A 16,687-nucleotide genomic window follows, 5' to 3' on the forward strand; every position below is an offset into this window, starting at 1 on the left:
TTTTCGAAGCTCTTGCGGCTTCGTGAACTGCTCGGACCCCTGCCCTTTTGGATGGGCTATTTTTCGGGGTGGCTCCGCCCGGGTGTTCCGATGCGGATCACCTCCCAGTGTAGCGAATGGCCGGTCTCTTGGAAAACCTTTTTTCGCACTTCTTCGCCGAGGGATTCGAGCTCGGCGGCGGTGGCGTTTCCGGTATTCACCAGAAAGTTCGGGTGCTTGGGCGACATTTGCGCCGCGCCGCGCATGGCGCCGCGCAGGCCCGCCGCATCGATCACGGCCCAGGCCTTGGCCTCATGGGTGTCATCGGCCCGCCCGGTCGAGCTGAACCCCGCCGGGTTGCGAAAGGTGGATCCGGCTGTGCGGTCCTTCGTGGGCTGGGTCGCGTCGCGTTTGGCGAGTTGATCCGCCATCCGCGCCTCAAGCGTGACGGGATCGCCCGGTGCCCCCTCCAGCGTCACGGCGGTCACCACCGCGCCCTCGGGCAGATCGCTCTGGCGATAGCGGAAGTTCAGGGCCTCGGGCGCAAGGCGCAGGGTCGCGCCCTCCCGCGTGATCAGTTCCACCTCGCGCACCACATCCGCCATATAGCTGCCATAGCAGCCCGCATTCATGGCCACCGCGCCACCGATACTCCCCGGGATGGTGCGCAGGAAGGTCAGATCCACCCCAGCTGCGGCGGCCTTGCGCGCCACATGGGCGTCGAGTGCCGCGGCTCCGGCCCGGACCTTGGTGCCGTCAATCTCAATCCCGTTGAACCCACGGCCCAGCCGGATCACCGTGGCCCGGATCCCGCCATCGCGCACGATCAGGTTCGAGCCGACCCCCATGACAAAGATCGGGCGCGCGAGATCGCTGCGCAGGAACGCCGCCAGATCCTCGGCATCCGCAGGTTGATAAAGCGCATCCGCAGGCCCGCCCACGCGCAACCATGTCAGGTCGGCCAAGGACCGGTTCTCGGTCAGGGTGCCGCGCAGATCGGTCATTTCGGATCTCCTGTCACGCGGGCGCGCAGCCAGCGGAATGCAAAGCGCACGGGCCAGCGCAGGACCGAGGCCGCCGCAACGAGCCCGGCCAGCGCGTACCAGAGCCCCAGATCCATCCAGATGAAGACGAGCAAGGGCACCAGTAGCGCCATCAGCCCATAGGCCCCGGGCCAGTGGTACCGCCCGGGCATCATGGCGATCACCGTGGCAATCACGATCCAGACGCAAAATAGCGTCAGCGACAGAGGGAAATCGGTGGGCACAGCAGGTCTCCGCGAATGCCCTTTTAGGCCATCAAACCGGGCGTGGGCGCAAGGGGTCAGGCCATCCGTTTGGGCAGGCTATGGGCCCAGGCGGAAATCGTACCCGCCCCAAGGCAAACGACAATGTCACCCGGCTTGGCTTCCGCCCGCACAAGCTCTTCCAATGCGTCCTCGTTGGGCACCGCCACCGCATGTCGGTGGCCATGGGCGGTCAGCCCGGCCACCAGATCATCGCGGGACGCGCCCGGGATCGGATCCTCGCCTGCCGCAAACACCTCGGAAATGCCGACCACATCCGCCTCGTTGAAGCAGGTGCAGAAATCCTCGAAGAGGCTCGCGAGACGCGAATAGCGATGCGGCTGATGCACGGCGATCACGCGCCCCTCGCTCGCCTGACGCGCGGCCTTGAGCACGGCGGCAATCTCCACCGGGTGGTGGCCATAATCGTCGATGATGGTCACTCCATTGATCTCGGCAACCTTGGTGAAGCGACGATTGACCCCGGCGAACCCGGCCAGCGCCGCGCGGATCTCGTCGATCTTCATGCCCAGATGGCGGGCCACAGCCACGGCCGCCAAGGCATTTGAGACGTTGTGATCCCCCGGCATCGGCAGGGTGCAGCCCGAAATCACCTGCCCCTCATTGCGCAGCAGGATATCGAAATGCGCGACCCCGCCCTTGTAGGTCAGATTGACCGCCCGGACATCGGCCTGAGTGTTGAAGCCAAAGGTCATGACCCGGCGATCCGTGATCCGCCCGACCAGCGCCTGCACCTCCGGATGGTCCGTGCAGCAAATCGCGAGCCCATAGAAGGGAATGTTCGAAACGAACTCATGAAACCCGTCTTTGAGCCGCTCAAAGCTGCCCCAATGTTCCATATGTTCAGGATCGATATTCGTCACAATGGCGATTGTGGCCGGCAGACGGTTGAAGGTGCCGTCGGATTCGTCGGCTTCCACCACCATCCACTCGCCTGCGCCCGCCCGCGCGTTGGAGCCATAGGCATGGATGATCCCGCCATTGATTACCGTCGGGTCGATCCCGCCCTTGTCGAGCAAGGTCGCCACCATCGTGGTGGTCGTCGTCTTGCCATGGGTCCCGGCAATGGCGATGTTCGACTTCAGTCGCATGAGCTCAGCCAACATCTCTGCCCGGCGCACCACGGGCAGGCCCCGGGCCCGCGCTGTCTCCAACTCCGGGTTGCCCGGTTTGATCGCCGAGGAGATCACCACGACCTCAGCCTCCTCGAGGTTTTCGGCCACCTGCCCAATGAAGATCCGCGCGCCCAGACGCTCCAACCGCTCGGTGATCTTCGACGGTTTCAGGTCCGAGCCCTGCACCGTGTAGCCATGGGTCAACAGCACCTCGGCGATCCCGGACATGCCGATCCCGCCGATGCCGGTGAAATGAATGGCCCCAAGCTGGGTCGGAAGTTTCGTGGCGGCGTTCATAACAAAACTGTCTTTCATCGGTCCTTGGGTCTCTGGCGGTTGCGGAGGCTCAGGCGGCGACCTGAGCGGGTGGCGTGGCGAGGTGGTCGACAAGATCCACGAGCCGTTCAGTTGCGTCCGGGTGGCCCACGCCCAGCGCGGCATGGGCCATCTGCACCGCGCCATCGGGATTGTCGAGGATCAGGGTGATTTGGTCGGCAAGTGTTGCAGGATCGAGCTTGCTCTCGGGGATCAGGATCGCAGCCCCGGCCTCAACCAGCCCACGGGCATTGGCCGTCTGGTGATCCGCGGCGGCGGCGGCAAAGGGTACGAGGATCGACGGGCGCCCGATCACGGTCAGGTCGGCGACCGTCGAGGCGCCGGAACGGGAGACGACAAGCTGCGCCTCGGACATACGCGTGGGCACATCATTGAAGAAGGTTTTGACTTCGGCTTTGATGCCCGCCGCCGCATAGGCCTCCACCACGCGGTCGAGATCTTCGGCCCGGGCCTGATGGGCCACGCGGATCCGGTCCCTCAAGGCAGCGGGCAGATGCGAAACGGCCTCGGGCAGGACATCGGACAGGATCCGCGCCCCTTGACTGCCGCCCAGCACCAGAAGGCTCAGCGGCCAGTCTCCCGGCGGGATATAGGGCGCGCCGGCCCGCTCAAGGATCGCACCGCGCACCGGGTTGCCCGTGGGCTGCCCCTCGACCCCCTCGGGCAGATCCGTGGGCCAGGTCCCGCAGGCCACCGCATCCACGCGCTTGGAAAAGAGCTGATTGACCCGGCCCAGCACACCGTTTTGCTCATGGATCATCCGCGGCAAGCGCAAGATCGTCGCCGCCGCCATGGCCGGGATCGCCGGATAGCCGCCGAACCCGACCACCATGGAGGGGCGGTCGCGCAGCATATCGACCAGGGCCGAGACCACGCCCCCGGCAATCCGCAGCGGCACTATGGCCTTAGCCAGCGCCCCGCCGCGCGCGAAAGTGGCCGAGGACTTCTCGACAATCTCGACCACATGGGGAAAGCCACCAGTGTAGCGCGCGCCGCGGGCATCCGTGACCAGCTTGACCCGCCAGCCCTTGCGCAGCATCGCCTCGGCCAGGGCTTGAGCCGGGAACATATGCCCGCCTGTGCCGCCTGCCGCTATCACCAAAAGGGGTGCCCCCGGTCCCATCGCCTATCGTCCTCGCTTGATCAGAATGTCCTCGATCTGCCCTTGGGGACGGCTGCGGGTAAAGGCCAAAAGGCAGCCCAGCGCGATCCCTGTCGCGATAAGCGACGATCCGCCGTAGCTGACCAGAGGCAGGGTCATGCCCTTGGCCGGGAGCATACGCACGGCAACGCCCATATTGATGATCGCTTGTGCCGCAAAGAGCAGGGTGAGCCCGGTGCCAGCCAAACGCGCGAAAGGATCCCGCTCCCGCATCAGGCGCCAGAGGCTGCGGAGCACGATCGTGGCATAAAGCGCGATGATCACCATGACGAGCAGAACGCCGTATTCTTCAGCCGCCACCGCGATGATGAAATCCGTATGGGCATCGGGCAGGACCCATTTCACCTGCCCCTCGCCAACGCCCACGCCAAAGAACCCGCCCTCGCGGATCGCGTTGGTTGCGTAGCCAAGCTGGGTCGTTGGGTCGAGATCCGACGAGAGAAACCCGTCGATCCGGCGCCGGAAATGCTCCGAGAGGTTATAGGCGGCAATCCCGCCCAACCCGACCGCGGCCACGAGCGACACGACCAGAACCATGGAGGCCCCGGCCACGAAATACATGGAGGCCCAGCCAAAGAGGATCAGGCAGGCCTGCCCGAAATCCGGCTGGATCACCAAGAGCCCGACCACCGCCAGCGCGATCCCGAGGGAGAGGCTGCGCCCCGGAGGGCCGTTGATCTCTTGCGAGGCGGCGAGCAGCCAGGCGGACAGGATGATGAAGCCGGGCTTGAGAAATTCCGACGGCTGCACACTGGCAAAGCCCAGCGAGTACCAGCGGGTCGCCCCCTTGCCGAAATCCGTCCCGAAAAGCGGCAGGAAGGCCAACGCGACGAAGGCGCCGAGGAACAGAAGGCTCCCCATGCGCCGGATCTGTTTCGGGTCACAAAGCGACAGAAGCAGCATGATGCTGAGCGCCGCCGTCCCGAAGATCATCTGGCGCTGAACATAGTGAAAGGGCGGCTGGCCATTGCGCGTCGCCAGGGGCGGAGAGGCCGCGAGACCGAGCAACAGCCCGATCGCAAACAACCCCAGGATCGCCAGCAGCACGCCTTTATCCACGGTCCGCCACCACCGCGGGAGAATGGGCTCCCGCGCGCTGGGCCGGACGGTGCCGTACACCATCTCAGTCATCGAAACTACCGCCTATGCCTCAGTCAAAACGCCCGTTTGCCGGGTCTGGGCGAAAGCGTACACGATGCGGCTGCGCAAAGCCAGACATTGCAGATTTGTCTTAAACTGTCGCGGCCCTTTGCCAGTTGGCCTAAAGCGCCTGCGCCAAGGGGGCCGTTTCGGGTTCCAGATGCCGCCGCGCCCAGAACGGGCTCTCGGGCCAGCGGGTCTCGCGCCCATAGACCTCTCGCCGGGCGTTCAGGTAGTCCTGCACACCTTTTGCGACACTCTGGGCATAGGTCTGCATGGCCGCCCGGTCCTGAGCGACAAAGGCTGACGCGGCCTGCAGCGCAGACCAGAGCGCGGTGGTCATGCCATGGGAGGAGAGCGGATCGAACGCCGCCGCCGCATCGCCGATGGCCACCCACCCCTCCCCGATCGCGGGGGCGATCCAGGTGCTGTTCGTGGCGATCCGGCGGACCGGGCCGGATGGCGCAAAGCCGTATTCCGCCAGATAAGCCCCCAGCGCAGGGCGCGCAAACGCCTCGGCCGCCAGTTCGGCATTCTCAACAGCAGGCAGATCCGTATCCGTGTAGAAATTCACCACTGCCCTGCCATCGGCCAGCGCCGACAAGTACCACCAGCCCCGCGCCTCCGCCTCGATCAGGGTCACAGGCCGTGGCGCGTCGGACCCGGCCCGGGAGAAGAGCACGCATTGGCAACCCAGGCGATCCGCCGCGAAACGCCGGGCGAAACGCGCGGCAACCAGCGCTTTGCGACCCGTGGCGTCGAAGAGGAAGCTCGCGCGGGTCTCTCCCGCCCGCGTGGTGAGACGCCAATGCCCCTCCGCCACCGCGAGCTCGGAGACATCCGCATCGATCCGCTGCGCGCCCGCAGCGATGGCCTGAGCGGTCAATGCAGCCTCAAACGCAGTCCGGTCGAGCACAACGGGCGGCCCGTCCAACTGAAGGATGGCATCGCGCGCAACCAGCGCCGCACTGCCCCAGGCCGAATAGGTGCTATGAGCGAGCCGATGCACCTCCGCCCGCAAGAGCGCGTCCGAGCCCAACTCCTTGAGTAAGGGGATCGCCGCAGCACTCAGGTGCTCCCCCGGCTTGAACGCGTCTGCGCGGCGCTTGGCGATCCAGACCGGGCGCTTCCCCGCCCGGGCCAGATGCAAAGCCGCCGCCGCCCCGGCGATCCCGCCCCCGAGCACGGCGACCTCATGGATCAATTGGGCAGCATCCCCTGACGAGGTGACCAGTCGAACCGCGCCTCGAGATCCGTATCCCGCTGGGTTTCCACGAAAGCATCCCCGGCGGGCGTGGGTTTGCGCACGACAAAGCCCATCCGCTCCCACAGGGTGATCATGTTGGTGATCCCGTCCCAATAGCTGGCATTGGCGTGATACCCGATCCCCGCCACGCCCCGCGACCAGCTCACCCGGTTGGAAAGAAACTTCGCACGGGCCGCGTCGCTGAGGCCCTCATCCAGCCCGGCGGTGTAATAGGCCTCCGGCAGCACATCGATCGGCAAGAGCGCGGGCCACCAGACGGCGGTCGGATAATTGTCCTGCATCAGGACCTGCTGACAGCTGAAGGCGTCGCATTGCCAGGGCAGCCCCATCCAGCGCGTCAGATCCCCAGGCATTTGCGGCCCGATGGCTGGGGGCGCACCGTTGCCCCCCTCAAAGGCGATCTCGGGGGTCAGCAGACGCCCGAGGTCCTGGTTCAGGCTGGGTCGGTTGCCATGGGCGATGCGGAAGGGCTCCGCCTCCTCGTCATAGTTGCGGGCATACATCTCCTTCAGGCGGAGGTAGTAGGTCAGCTCAACCCCAGGATGGAACGCCCCGCCCGAACAGGGTTCGAGCGCGGACTGGGTCAGTGCCCCCGGCTGCTGCTCCAGCGGGATTTCATCAAAGCTGGTGTAGTCGCTGACCACGTCCTCTGCTGCTTGCCCCGTATAGTCGTCGACGAAGTCACCCGCCGCCCATGCGCGCAGCATGTCATATTGCAGCTTGGGGAACTGGAACCATTGCAGCGGACTGCCATCGAAATTCACCCCATCGCCCAGCATGTAGGGGATTTTCAGACGCTCCTCGACATAGGCCGTCTCACTCAGATTTTCCGGATCCCGGAAGAGCGCGAAGATGCTCTCGCGGAAGGCCGCATTCTCCGGGGCTGGGTCCGCGAGGCGGGCCACATAGGCCGGATCCCCGAGATCGCCGATGGCCATCCAGCCCTGTCGCAGATTGGCCGCCTGGGTGACCCAGGCCATCAAGGCCACGCGCCGGAAGGTGGGATAGATATGGGTCATGAAGGAAAGCGGCAGCTGGGGCGCCTCGGTCCAACCCTCCTGCACGTTCATATCCGCGATGACGTCATAGAGCGTCGTGATCGGCGGGATCTCCGGCGCGAAGTTCGGCCCGACGCAGGCCACCCAGGCGGGCTCTGCCGTGAAGGATTCGCCATCGATCTCGACCTCAGCGGTCACCGGGCCGTCGCACCAATCGTCATGCCAGGCGTCATTATCGGCGAAACTGGTGATCCCCGCATTGCTCGGGGAATCTGACACGCCATCGGGCGGCACCACCAGAAGGCGGCCCTCCGCATCTGTGCGCACCTGCCCCAGCCCGACCTGGATCGCATCGGGCTGACCGCCCCAGAAGGTGCCCTCAAAGGCATAGGCCGGATCGCTGCCATCGGCATTCGTCTCCGCGCCGGAGATTTGCCGCGCGCCCCCGTCGATCAGCAGGTTCGCCTCGCGATCCGCGTTGGACACGAAATACTGGTTGCGCTTGCGCGAGGGCAGTCCCGGCGCCAGAGCCCCATTGTCGAGCGGGTTGTTGAACCCGTACCAATTGGCCTTGGTATTGGCGAGATGAGCGCCCCATGTGATGCCATCGCCAGTGACCTCACCGATGATCCGGTCTTCGGCATCGAACGCATAGACCCGGAAGCGCTGGACCTGTTTCTTGATCTTCTCAAGCCCGTCCTTGAACTGGCCATCCTCCGGCATGGGCGGGAGGCCGGGCACTTCGGGGGCGAGAAACCATTTCTCCGATCCCCCGACCCGGCAAATGCCCAGCGCCGGATAGATCCGGACCTTGGACACGCTGGCCCCGCTTGGCGCGGGCGCATAGGCAGCCTGGGGATCGATATTGGCCCGGGCGGGCCATGGGGCGCCCGCGATCAGCGCCGCACTGGAAGCCATGCCGAGAAATTGTCGGCGCGAGGGAACTGTTTTTTGGTCTGACACAATGCGCCCCTGAATGAATAAGTGTATCCACAGAGCGTCGGCGCAAAGGGCTGAAAAAGCAACATCCTGTTTCTGTCAGATGAGGCGGCTCACCTCTCTTGCGGCAGGATCGCCCCCGGATGGCCGATGATCCGGCAAGCCAGCGAATGGCCCGCATGAAGCGCAGTCGCCTGGCTCGCGCCGGTCAATCTGGCCGCGAGATAGCCCCCATTGAACCCGTCTCCGGCAGCAGTGGTGTCCACCACGGCCACAGCCGGTTCATAGTGCTCCGGTGGTACTGTTTCTCCGATCGAGACCGGGCCATCCGCCCCCTGCTTCAAGGCGCCTGTCATGGAGCCGAAGGCCCCCAGCCTTGCCAACACCTCAGCTGGCGAAGCGTCCCCAAAAAGCGCCATCTCGTCATCCACCGAAGGCAAGGCCAGATCGCAGCGCGCCCAGGCGGCGGCCATAACCTCCCGCGCGACAGAAGGGCGTTCCCACAGGATCGGGCGGTAGTTGGAGTCGAACGCAAATCGCCCGCCCCTGGCGCGATAGCTGTCGATCCAAGTGAAAAGCTGCTGCCGGATCTCGGGGGGCAGGATCGCCAGAGTGATCCCCGAGAGGTAGATCACATCCGCCGCTGTCAGCTCATCAAACAAAGAGCTCTCCTGAAAGAGAAGGCGTGCGGCGGAGTCCTTGCGCCAGTAAGAGAAGCTGCGCTCCCCAGCCCCATCTGTGGAGATCGCATAGAGGCCGGGCAAACGCTGCGGGTCGCGCGCGATCAGATCGGTTTCCACGCCATGTTCCTCGATGAAGCGTAGCATCCCGTCGGACAACCGGTCCTGGCCCACAAGGCTGACAAAGCTCACCCGGTGCGGCGCGGGGAGCCCCCGGCGCAGATAAATCGCGGTGTTCAACACATCTCCCGCCACACCGATCCGCGCAGGCCCGGGCACATCCGAGACGAGAAGCTCCAGCATCGCCTCGCCGATACAAGCGATGTGCAGTCCCGACATCAGGGCGCCTCAGCATCGAAGGTCAGGTGGACCTTGACCGCTTGCGTCCGGTCTCCGGCCAGATTGAAGGCGGCGACCGCGTCGCCCAGGGGAAAGGCATGGCTGAGGATCGGGGAGACGTCGATCTCTCCACTGTCAATCAGGCGCACAGCATCGGCAAATTCCGGGTGAAAGCGGTGCGTGCCGATAAGGCGGATCTCCTTGCTGACCAGCACGTTCAGGGGCAGCGGCGTCTCCCCCGCCACGCCCACCAGCACCATCGTCCCGCCCGGGCGCAGCATCTCGAGCGCATCGCGAATGGCGGCGGGCGCGCCGCTGCATTCAAAGACCACATCGACCTGCCCTTTCTCGGCGCGCAGGGAGGCGAGCGCCTCCGGCGCGCGGAGGACATTGACCACCAGCTGGGCCCCCATCCGGCGGGCCACGTTCAGCGGGAAGTCGTGCAGGTCCGTCACGATCAGCTCCGCTGGCTTGCGCCGCGCGGCCACCGCCGCCATGAGCGACCCGATCGGCCCTGCCCCGGTGATCAGCACCCGCTGACCCGCCAAGGCCACCCCGTGAGAGGCCGCGTGCAGGCACACGGACAAGGGCTCGGCACAGGCCGCGGCCCGGGGCGGCACCGGATTGGCGAAGCGGTGGGCGCGCCGGGCGGGCACCGTGATCACATCGCGGAACATCCCCTGCTCATGGGGCATGCGATAAGCCGAGCCCATGAAGCGCATGTTCAGGCAATGGTTGAAGGCCGCTTGATCGCAGAACCGGCAGGCCCCGCATGGCAGGCTGGGGTTTACGGCCACCAGATCGCCGACCGCCAGCCCGTGCACACCGGACCCGAGCTTGCGGATCCGCCCAGCGGCCTCGTGGCCGACGATGATCGGTTCGCGCACGCGGATCTGTCCGATCCCGCCATCATGGTAGTAGTGCAGATCCGAGCCGCAGATCCCGCCCGCCGCGATCGCGATCTGGACCTCCTCAGGTCCCGGCGCCGCCACGGCTTCGGTCTCCACCCGCAGGTCATGGGCAGCATGCAAACGGCAAATCCGGGCGGTCATGGGCGGCTCCTAGGGCAGGATCTGGTTCGGCAGCCAGGTCGCCAGCGCCGGGATGTAGGACACCATCAATAGCACGATCAGGTTGCTCAAGAGGAAGGGGAAGATCGCGCGCACCACGGGCGTCAGGGGCAGCTTGGCGATCCCCGCGCAGACAAAGAGGCAGACGCCCACGGGCGGCGTGGTCAGCCCGATCATCAGGTTCAGCACCGCGAACGTCGCGAAATGGAGCGGATCGACCCCGACCGCCGTCGCGAGGGACAGAAGGGGCACGAAGAGGATGATCAACGCGGCAATCGTCTCCATGAACATGCCGATGAAGAGGAGCAGGATGTTGATCATCAGAATCACGAGGATCGGGTTGTCCGTGATCGAAAGCACCCCGTCGGCGATCGCCTGGGGGATCCGCTCGGACACAAGGATCCAGCCGAAGACATTTGCAAAGCCCACCAGCGCGAGGATGGCGGCGGCCGAGACCGCGCTGTCGGTGATGATCTTGGGCACAAGACGAAGGGGCAGCTCGCGATAGACGAAGGCGCCCACGATAAAGGCATAGACACTGGCCACGATGGCCGTTTCCGTCGGCGTCGCGATCCCGCTCAGGAGGCCGTAAAGGATGATCCCGGTCATCGCCAGCGCCCAGAAGGCACCGCCAAAGGCCCGTCCGATCTCACCCACGCCCTGCCATTGCTGCTTGGGGAAATTCTTGCGCACGGAGACCACATAGCAGGTCACCATCATGCCGACCCCCATCAGGATACCCGGCACAGCACCCGCCAGAAACATCTTGCCCACGGAGATCCCCGAGAGCGCGCCGACGATGATCATCGGCACGCTGGGCGGGATGATCGGTCCCACGGTGGACGATGCCGCCGTCACTGCCGCCGAGAAATCTGCCGGATAGCCTGCTTTCTTCATGCCGGGGATCATCACGCCGCCGATCGAGGCCGCATCGGCCACCGCGGTGCCCGTGATCCCGCCAAAGAGCATGGACGCTCCGATATTCGTCAGGCCCAGCCCGCCCCGGATCCAGCCCACCAGCGCATTGGCAAAACGGATGATCCGCTCGGTGATCCCGCCATTGTTCATCAGGTTCCCGGCAAGGATGAAGCCCGGGATACTCAGCAACACGAACACATCGATCCCGGCATAGATCTTCTGCGGCATCACCACGAGCGGGATATCCGACAGCAGGAGATAGGCCATGGAGGACAGGCCGAGCGTGATGGTCACCGGGATGCCGATCAAAAGCCCGGCGATGAATACTGCGAAGAGAACCGCAACCTCCATGGTCACTCCTCCTCGCCGGTCATGGGGCGGCGGTAGTCGATCCGCGCCCAGTCGAGGCAGAAGCGCAGGATCCCGAACGCCGCAAGCATGGCCAGCAAAAGCCAGACGCTGAAATGAATGAACTCCATGGGCATCGCCATGGCGGGGGAGTTCTGCAACATGCCGATTTTCACATATTTCCCCGCCCCCGGCAGCAGCGCGAGGCAGAGCACCGCCGTCGCCGCCGACGCGAACATCCGCAAATAGCGGGGCCACTCACCCGGCAGCGCGTCACAAAACGCGTCCACATTGACCAGATCCCCGGTCAACAGGGCCACGCCCACGCCAAAGGCGGTCAGATAGATCAGGGCAAAACGGGTCAGCTCTTCGGTCCAGACGGGCGAGGTGCCGATGGTGCGACCCACGACCTGCAACAGGACTGCAAAGATCAGAACGGCGAAGGCTGTCAGCGCACCTGCGCGGCACAGGCCGGTCATGAAGGAATTGAGGCGCCGCAGCACGAGGTCCTGTCCTTGTCTCACTTGGGAAAGGGCGCACCTGCCGCCCGGGAGGGAGGCGGCAGGCGCAGGGTCATCGGGGCCTAGTTCTGGCTATTGAAGAGGCCTTCGACGATGGGCTTGATCTCGTCATTGACGTTCGCGAGCACCGCATCCTTGGCCGCCGCCGCATAGGCTGCGCCGTCCACCTCGACGAAGGTCATGCCATTGGCTTCAAGGTGGGCGCGGTCATCGGCCAGGCTTTTGTCCAGAAGCCCGCGTTCAAAGGCCTGCGCCCGGGAGGCAGCTTCCATCACATGGGCCTGATCCTCGGCGCTGAGTTTCTGCCAGGTGGATTCCGCGATGGTCAGATAGATCCAGGACCGCACATGCTGCGTGAGGTTCACATGGCTCTGCACCTCGTTGAAATTGGCCGACCGGATCAAGGCGAGCGGGTTCTCCTGCGAGCCGATCGTGCCGTTCTGCAGTGAAGTGAAGACCTCGGAGAAGGCCATGGGTGTCGGGTTTGCGCCCAGCGCGTTCCAGACATCCACAAAGAGCGGCACATTCGGCACGCGCATCTTTTGGCCGTTCAGGTCATCGGGATGTGCAATCGGGCGGTTCGAGGTCAGGTTCCGTGGCCCCCGCGCAAAATAGGCGATCGGGCGGATCTGCGCCTTCTCGACGATCTGGGCCTTGATCTTGTCGCCGATCTCGCCGCTCGCGACCTCATCCATATGCTCGGTCGAGGCATAGGCATAGGGCACTGCGAGCAGGGCCGCCATGGGCGCCCAGTTCTGCAGGCTTTCCCCGGTGATGGTCATATCCACCGTGCCGAGCTGCATCCCGTTGATCAGGTCGATCTCCTTGCCGAGGGATTCATTGGGGAAGATCTCGACCGCGATGCGGCCCTCGGTCAGACCCGAGAGCTCTTCGGCGAATTTCACGGAGGCGAGATGCCATGCATTCTGTTCATTGGCCAGATGGCCCAGTTTCAGGGTGATATCCTGCGCGAAGGCAGCCCCCCCGATCAGTTGCGTCAGAAGCCCTGCGGCCACCAGTTTCTTGAACTTGAACACCATCTTCTCCTCCTTATTGGTGGTTATGTGTCGATCAGATCCGGGTCGAACCGATCAAAGAAATCCTCGTGTTCGCGCACGATCTGGGGCAGATCCCCGATCAGACGCTGCAAATGGGTGCGCATGGCGGCAACGGCCTCCGGCACCTCTTGTTGTTCGATATGGTCGACGACGCGCGTGTGCTCTTCGACGAGCTGGTCGACGGGAAACTGCCCGAGGCTCAGGAATCGAACCCTGTCCATCTGGCTGTTGAGGCTCTCGATGAACTTCCAGGCGATTTCCTTGCCTGCGGCCTCGGCGAGGGTGCGGTGGAACTTCAGATCCTCATTGATAAAGTCGAACCGCGAGCTCCGGGCGACCTTGCGCTGGTTCTGAAGCTGCGCGCGCAGCTCGCGCACCACGTCGCCGTCCCCGGCCTCCGCCAACAGGGCGACGATATCCGCCTCCACCGCCTCACGCACGAAACGGGACTGCATCACCGTCTTGAAGTCGATCTTGGTGACCAGCGTCTTGCGTTGGGGCCGCACAATGATCAGCCCCTCTTCGGCGAGCTTGATGAAGGTCTCGCGGATCGGCTGGCGGCTCACCTCGTATTGGCGCGCCAGTTCCGGCTCGGACAGTTTGGTGCCGGGCGGCAGGTTATTCTTGATAATCCGCTCGCGCAGAATCCGATAGATCTGCGGCGTGATCGCAGCATCCCGGTCGAACCTGTCGTCAATAAAAAGCTGATGGACCAAAATTTCCTCCTTGGCTGTGTTTCTTGCATTCTTCCATACAAGTCAACAAGAATGTTGACAGAAAGCCCGTGATCACGGACAAGCAAACGCTAAGCGCACAGGAGATAGACGCAATGCAGGAGACGTGGCGATGGTTCGGGCCAAAGGATCAGGTGTCGATCAGCGACGTCGTTCAGGCCGGAGCCCGCGGGATCGTGACGGCGCTACATCACCTGCCCCCGGGCGTTGTCTGGCCGCTTGAGGAGATCCGCGCACGGCAGGAGGCCATTCGCACTGGATCCGGCGCGCTAACCCCGCCCTTGCGCTGGAGCGTGGTGGAAAGCCTGCCCGTTTCCGAGGATATCAAACGCCAGACCGGCGAGTGGCGCGGCCATATCGAGGCCTATAAAACCAGCCTGCGGAACCTCGCGGCGGCGGGGATCGACGTGGTCTGCTACAATTTCATGCCGCTCCTCGACTGGACCCGCACGGATCTCAGCCACCGGGTGGAGACGGGCGCGACCTGCATGCGCTTCGATCTGACCGACTATGTGATGTTCGACGTCCATGTGCTGGCAAGGACCGGTGCCTCGGGCGACTACGACGCCCCACTACTGGAGGGCGCAAAACAGCGCTTCGAGACCACGAGCGATAGGTTCAAACAGCAGCTTGTAGAGAACATCGTCTGCGGCCTGCCCGGCGCGGCAGACCATTTCACCCTCGACGATATCAAAGCGCATCTGGCGCTCTACGCCGAACACAGCCACGAGGATCTGGCCCGGAATCAGGCGGATTTCCTCGCGGAGGTGGCACCGCTCGCGCAGGAACTCGGGCTCCGGCTCTGTTGTCACCCGGATGACCCGCCAGTGTCCCTGTTGGGATTGCCGCGGATCATGTCGACCGAGGCCGATTACCAGCGCCTGTTGGAGGCAGTGGACCTGCCTGCAAACGGGATCACGCTCTGCTCCGGCTCGCTCGGGGCGCGCTCGGACAATGACCTGCCCGGAATGATGGAACGGCTCGGGGACCGCGTGCATTTCATCCATCTGCGCAATGTGCGGCGGGAGCATGACGGGCTCTTCGGCTCCTTCCATGAATCCGAGCATCTGGACGGCGATGTGGACATGGCCGCCCTGATCGCCGCGATCCTGCGCGAGGAGGCACGGCGCCGTCTCGCCGGGCGTGGAGACCACGCGATCCCCTTCCGCCCCGATCACGGGCAGAACATTCTCGACGACCACACGCGGCAGGCCCAGCCGGGCTATCCAGCCATCGGTCGGCTCAAGGGGCTGGCGGAACTGCGCGGTGTGATCCGGGGGATCCGCCATGCCACCGGACATGGCTGACCGCCTCAGCGCCGGAACTCTGGCGCGGATTTGCGATGGCGTGGCGCACCCGGGTTACACCCCCTCCGCCCACGGAATTGGCATCGTCCATCTCGGCCTCGGCGCGTTTCACCGGGCCCATCAGGCGGTCTATACGGACACCGCGCTCGCTGCGGCAGGCGGCGATTGGCGGATCCTCGGGGTCAGCATGCGGTCCACGGAAACCGCGCAGGACCTCGCCGAACAGGACGGGCTCTATACCGTGCTGGAGCGTGGGGCCGAGGGCATCCGTCCGCGTATCATTGGCAGCCTCGCCGCCGCGCGCGCCCTGCGTACGGATCGGGCGCAGATCCTGCGCCAGCTCTCTGCGCCGGACACGCGGATCATCAGTCTGACGGTCACGGAAAAAGCCTATGGCCAAGACCCGCAAACGGGTGGGCTGGACCTCACCCATCCCGAGATCGCACAGGATCTAAAGACGCCCGACACCCCCCAAAGCGTGCCCGGCCTGCTCGTGCAATGTCTGAGACACAAGCAGGAGAGCGGCGCGGGCAGTGTCACCCTGCTGAGCTGTGATAACCTGCCGGAGAACGGCCAGGTCCTGCGCCGCGTCGTGCAGGATTTCGCGGCGCAGGTGGCGCCGGATCTGAGCGGCTGGATCGAGGATCACGTGCGCTTTCCCGCCACCATGGTCGATCGGATCACCCCGCAAACCACGCAAGCGGACCGCGATGAGGCTGCCCGTCTGACGGGTCTTGCAGATGCAACCCCGGTGCAATGCGAGCCCTTCAGCCAGTGGGTTCTTGAGGATGACTTCCCCCATGGGCGCCCGGCCTGGGAGCACGCAGGCGCGATCTTTGCGCCGGATGTGACGCCCTATGAGCATATGAAGCTGCGCATGCTCAACGGATCTCATTCCCTGCTGGCCTATGCGGGTCATGTGGCGGGTCTGGAGACGATCAGCGCCTGTCTCGGCAGCCCGCTCCTGAAGGCTTGCCTCACCCGGCATCTCGTGGCGGTGGCGGCTGGTCTCGCGCCCTTGCCCGGCATGGACTACGCCGCTTATGGCCGTGCGCTGATTTCGCGGTTCGAGAACCCGAGCATCGCCCATTCCACCTATCAGATCGCGATGGATGGGAGCCAGAAAATGCCACAGCGCATTTTTGCCCCGGCAGAGGATGCGCGCATTTCCCGCGCGCCACGGGACACCTACGCCTTCGCGACGGCGGCCTGGCTGCGCTACCTGATGGGTCGCACCGAGGACGGGGCTGAATACGCCTTACGCGATCCGCGCGAGACAGAGATCGCCGAAGGGTTGAGAGGCGCGCGTGAAGCGAAGGATGTGATCGCTGGCCTGCGCAGCGTGCCCGGGTTGCTTCCTGAGCCGCTATTTGCGGACAGGGACTGGCTCGCGGCTGTGGAAACAGCGCTCGCAGATATTCTGCGCGACGGGGCCCTCCGAACGGCCGAACGCCTTGCTCAAGCCTGAGG

General features: G+C 64.7%; 15 protein-coding genes. 2 read left to right on the forward strand and 13 right to left on the reverse strand.

The window, feature by feature from the left end; all coding sequences use genetic code 11:
- Positions 1-56 precede the first annotated feature (56 nt).
- From murB to ACP153_RS11475, 13 genes are all read right to left on the reverse strand, one after another.
- A complete protein-coding gene (gene murB, locus ACP153_RS11415) occupies positions 57-983 on the reverse strand; it encodes a UDP-N-acetylmuramate dehydrogenase (protein ID WP_424971114.1) in 927 nt (308 codons plus the stop codon).
- The gene (locus tag ACP153_RS11420; protein ID WP_424971115.1) at positions 980-1,246 is read right to left on the reverse strand and encodes a DUF2484 family protein; all 267 of its coding nucleotides are present in this window, start codon (positions 1,244-1,246) and stop codon (positions 980-982) included. Before ACP153_RS11420 ends, murB begins: the two co-directional genes overlap by 4 nt.
- 56 nt (positions 1,247-1,302) lie before the next feature.
- Positions 1,303-2,715: a UDP-N-acetylmuramate--L-alanine ligase gene (murC, locus tag ACP153_RS11425; protein ID WP_424971116.1), complete on the reverse strand. Its 1,413-nt coding sequence runs from the start codon at positions 2,713-2,715 to the stop codon at positions 1,303-1,305.
- A 31-nt stretch (positions 2,716-2,746) separates the two neighbouring features.
- Positions 2,747-3,859, reverse strand: a complete 1,113-nt coding sequence (locus ACP153_RS11430; RefSeq protein ID WP_424971117.1) for a UDP-N-acetylglucosamine--N-acetylmuramyl-(pentapeptide) pyrophosphoryl-undecaprenol N-acetylglucosamine transferase — start codon at positions 3,857-3,859, stop codon at positions 2,747-2,749.
- Positions 3,860-3,862: 3 nt separating this feature from the next.
- On the reverse strand, positions 3,863-5,029 hold the full coding sequence (locus ACP153_RS11435) for a peptidoglycan glycosyltransferase FtsW (protein WP_424971118.1): 1,167 nt from the start codon (positions 5,027-5,029) through the stop codon (positions 3,863-3,865).
- 130 nt (positions 5,030-5,159) lie between these two features.
- Complete coding sequence (gene goxB, locus ACP153_RS11440; protein WP_424971119.1) at positions 5,160-6,242, reverse strand: glycine oxidase maturase GoxB; 1,083 nt, start codon at positions 6,240-6,242, stop codon at positions 5,160-5,162.
- Positions 6,239-8,266: a CTQ-dependent glycine oxidase GoxA gene (gene goxA, locus ACP153_RS11445; RefSeq protein ID WP_424971120.1), complete on the reverse strand. Its 2,028-nt coding sequence runs from the start codon at positions 8,264-8,266 to the stop codon at positions 6,239-6,241. The genes goxB and goxA overlap by 4 nt, the downstream gene beginning before the upstream one ends.
- Before the next feature lie 89 nt (positions 8,267-8,355).
- Complete coding sequence (locus tag ACP153_RS11450; RefSeq protein WP_424971121.1) at positions 8,356-9,261, reverse strand: sugar kinase; 906 nt, start codon at positions 9,259-9,261, stop codon at positions 8,356-8,358.
- Positions 9,261-10,313 carry an L-idonate 5-dehydrogenase gene (locus ACP153_RS11455; RefSeq protein WP_424971122.1) on the reverse strand — a complete coding sequence of 351 codons (1,053 nt, stop codon included), beginning with the start codon at positions 10,311-10,313 and terminating at the stop codon, positions 9,261-9,263. The genes ACP153_RS11450 and ACP153_RS11455 overlap by 1 nt, the downstream gene beginning before the upstream one ends.
- A gap of 9 nt (positions 10,314-10,322) precedes the next feature.
- A complete protein-coding gene (locus tag ACP153_RS11460; RefSeq protein WP_424971123.1) occupies positions 10,323-11,600 on the reverse strand; it encodes a TRAP transporter large permease in 1,278 nt (425 codons plus the stop codon).
- A 2-nt stretch (positions 11,601-11,602) separates the two neighbouring features.
- A complete protein-coding gene (locus ACP153_RS11465) occupies positions 11,603-12,100 on the reverse strand; it encodes a TRAP transporter small permease (protein WP_424971124.1) in 498 nt (165 codons plus the stop codon).
- A gap of 80 nt (positions 12,101-12,180) precedes the next feature.
- Entirely contained in the window at positions 12,181-13,158 is a 978-nt protein-coding gene (locus ACP153_RS11470; protein WP_424971125.1) for a TRAP transporter substrate-binding protein, read from the reverse strand.
- 20 nt (positions 13,159-13,178) lie between these two features.
- The gene (locus tag ACP153_RS11475; protein WP_424971126.1) at positions 13,179-13,892 is read right to left on the reverse strand and encodes a GntR family transcriptional regulator; all 714 of its coding nucleotides are present in this window, start codon (positions 13,890-13,892) and stop codon (positions 13,179-13,181) included.
- Between the two features lie 113 nt (positions 13,893-14,005).
- Here ACP153_RS11475 and uxuA point away from each other — a divergent pair, with 113 nt between their 5' ends.
- Positions 14,006-15,217, forward strand: coding sequence for a mannonate dehydratase (gene uxuA / locus ACP153_RS11480; protein ID WP_424971127.1), 1,212 nt, complete (start codon positions 14,006-14,008; stop codon positions 15,215-15,217).
- Positions 15,210-16,685 carry a mannitol dehydrogenase family protein gene (locus ACP153_RS11485; protein ID WP_424971128.1) on the forward strand — a complete coding sequence of 492 codons (1,476 nt, stop codon included), beginning with the start codon at positions 15,210-15,212 and terminating at the stop codon, positions 16,683-16,685. The genes uxuA and ACP153_RS11485 overlap by 8 nt, the downstream gene beginning before the upstream one ends.
- Positions 16,686-16,687: the final 2 nt, after the last annotated feature.

This window comes from Dinoroseobacter sp. S76, assembly GCF_049801095.1.
GTDB lineage: Bacteria > Pseudomonadota > Alphaproteobacteria > Rhodobacterales > Rhodobacteraceae > Dinoroseobacter.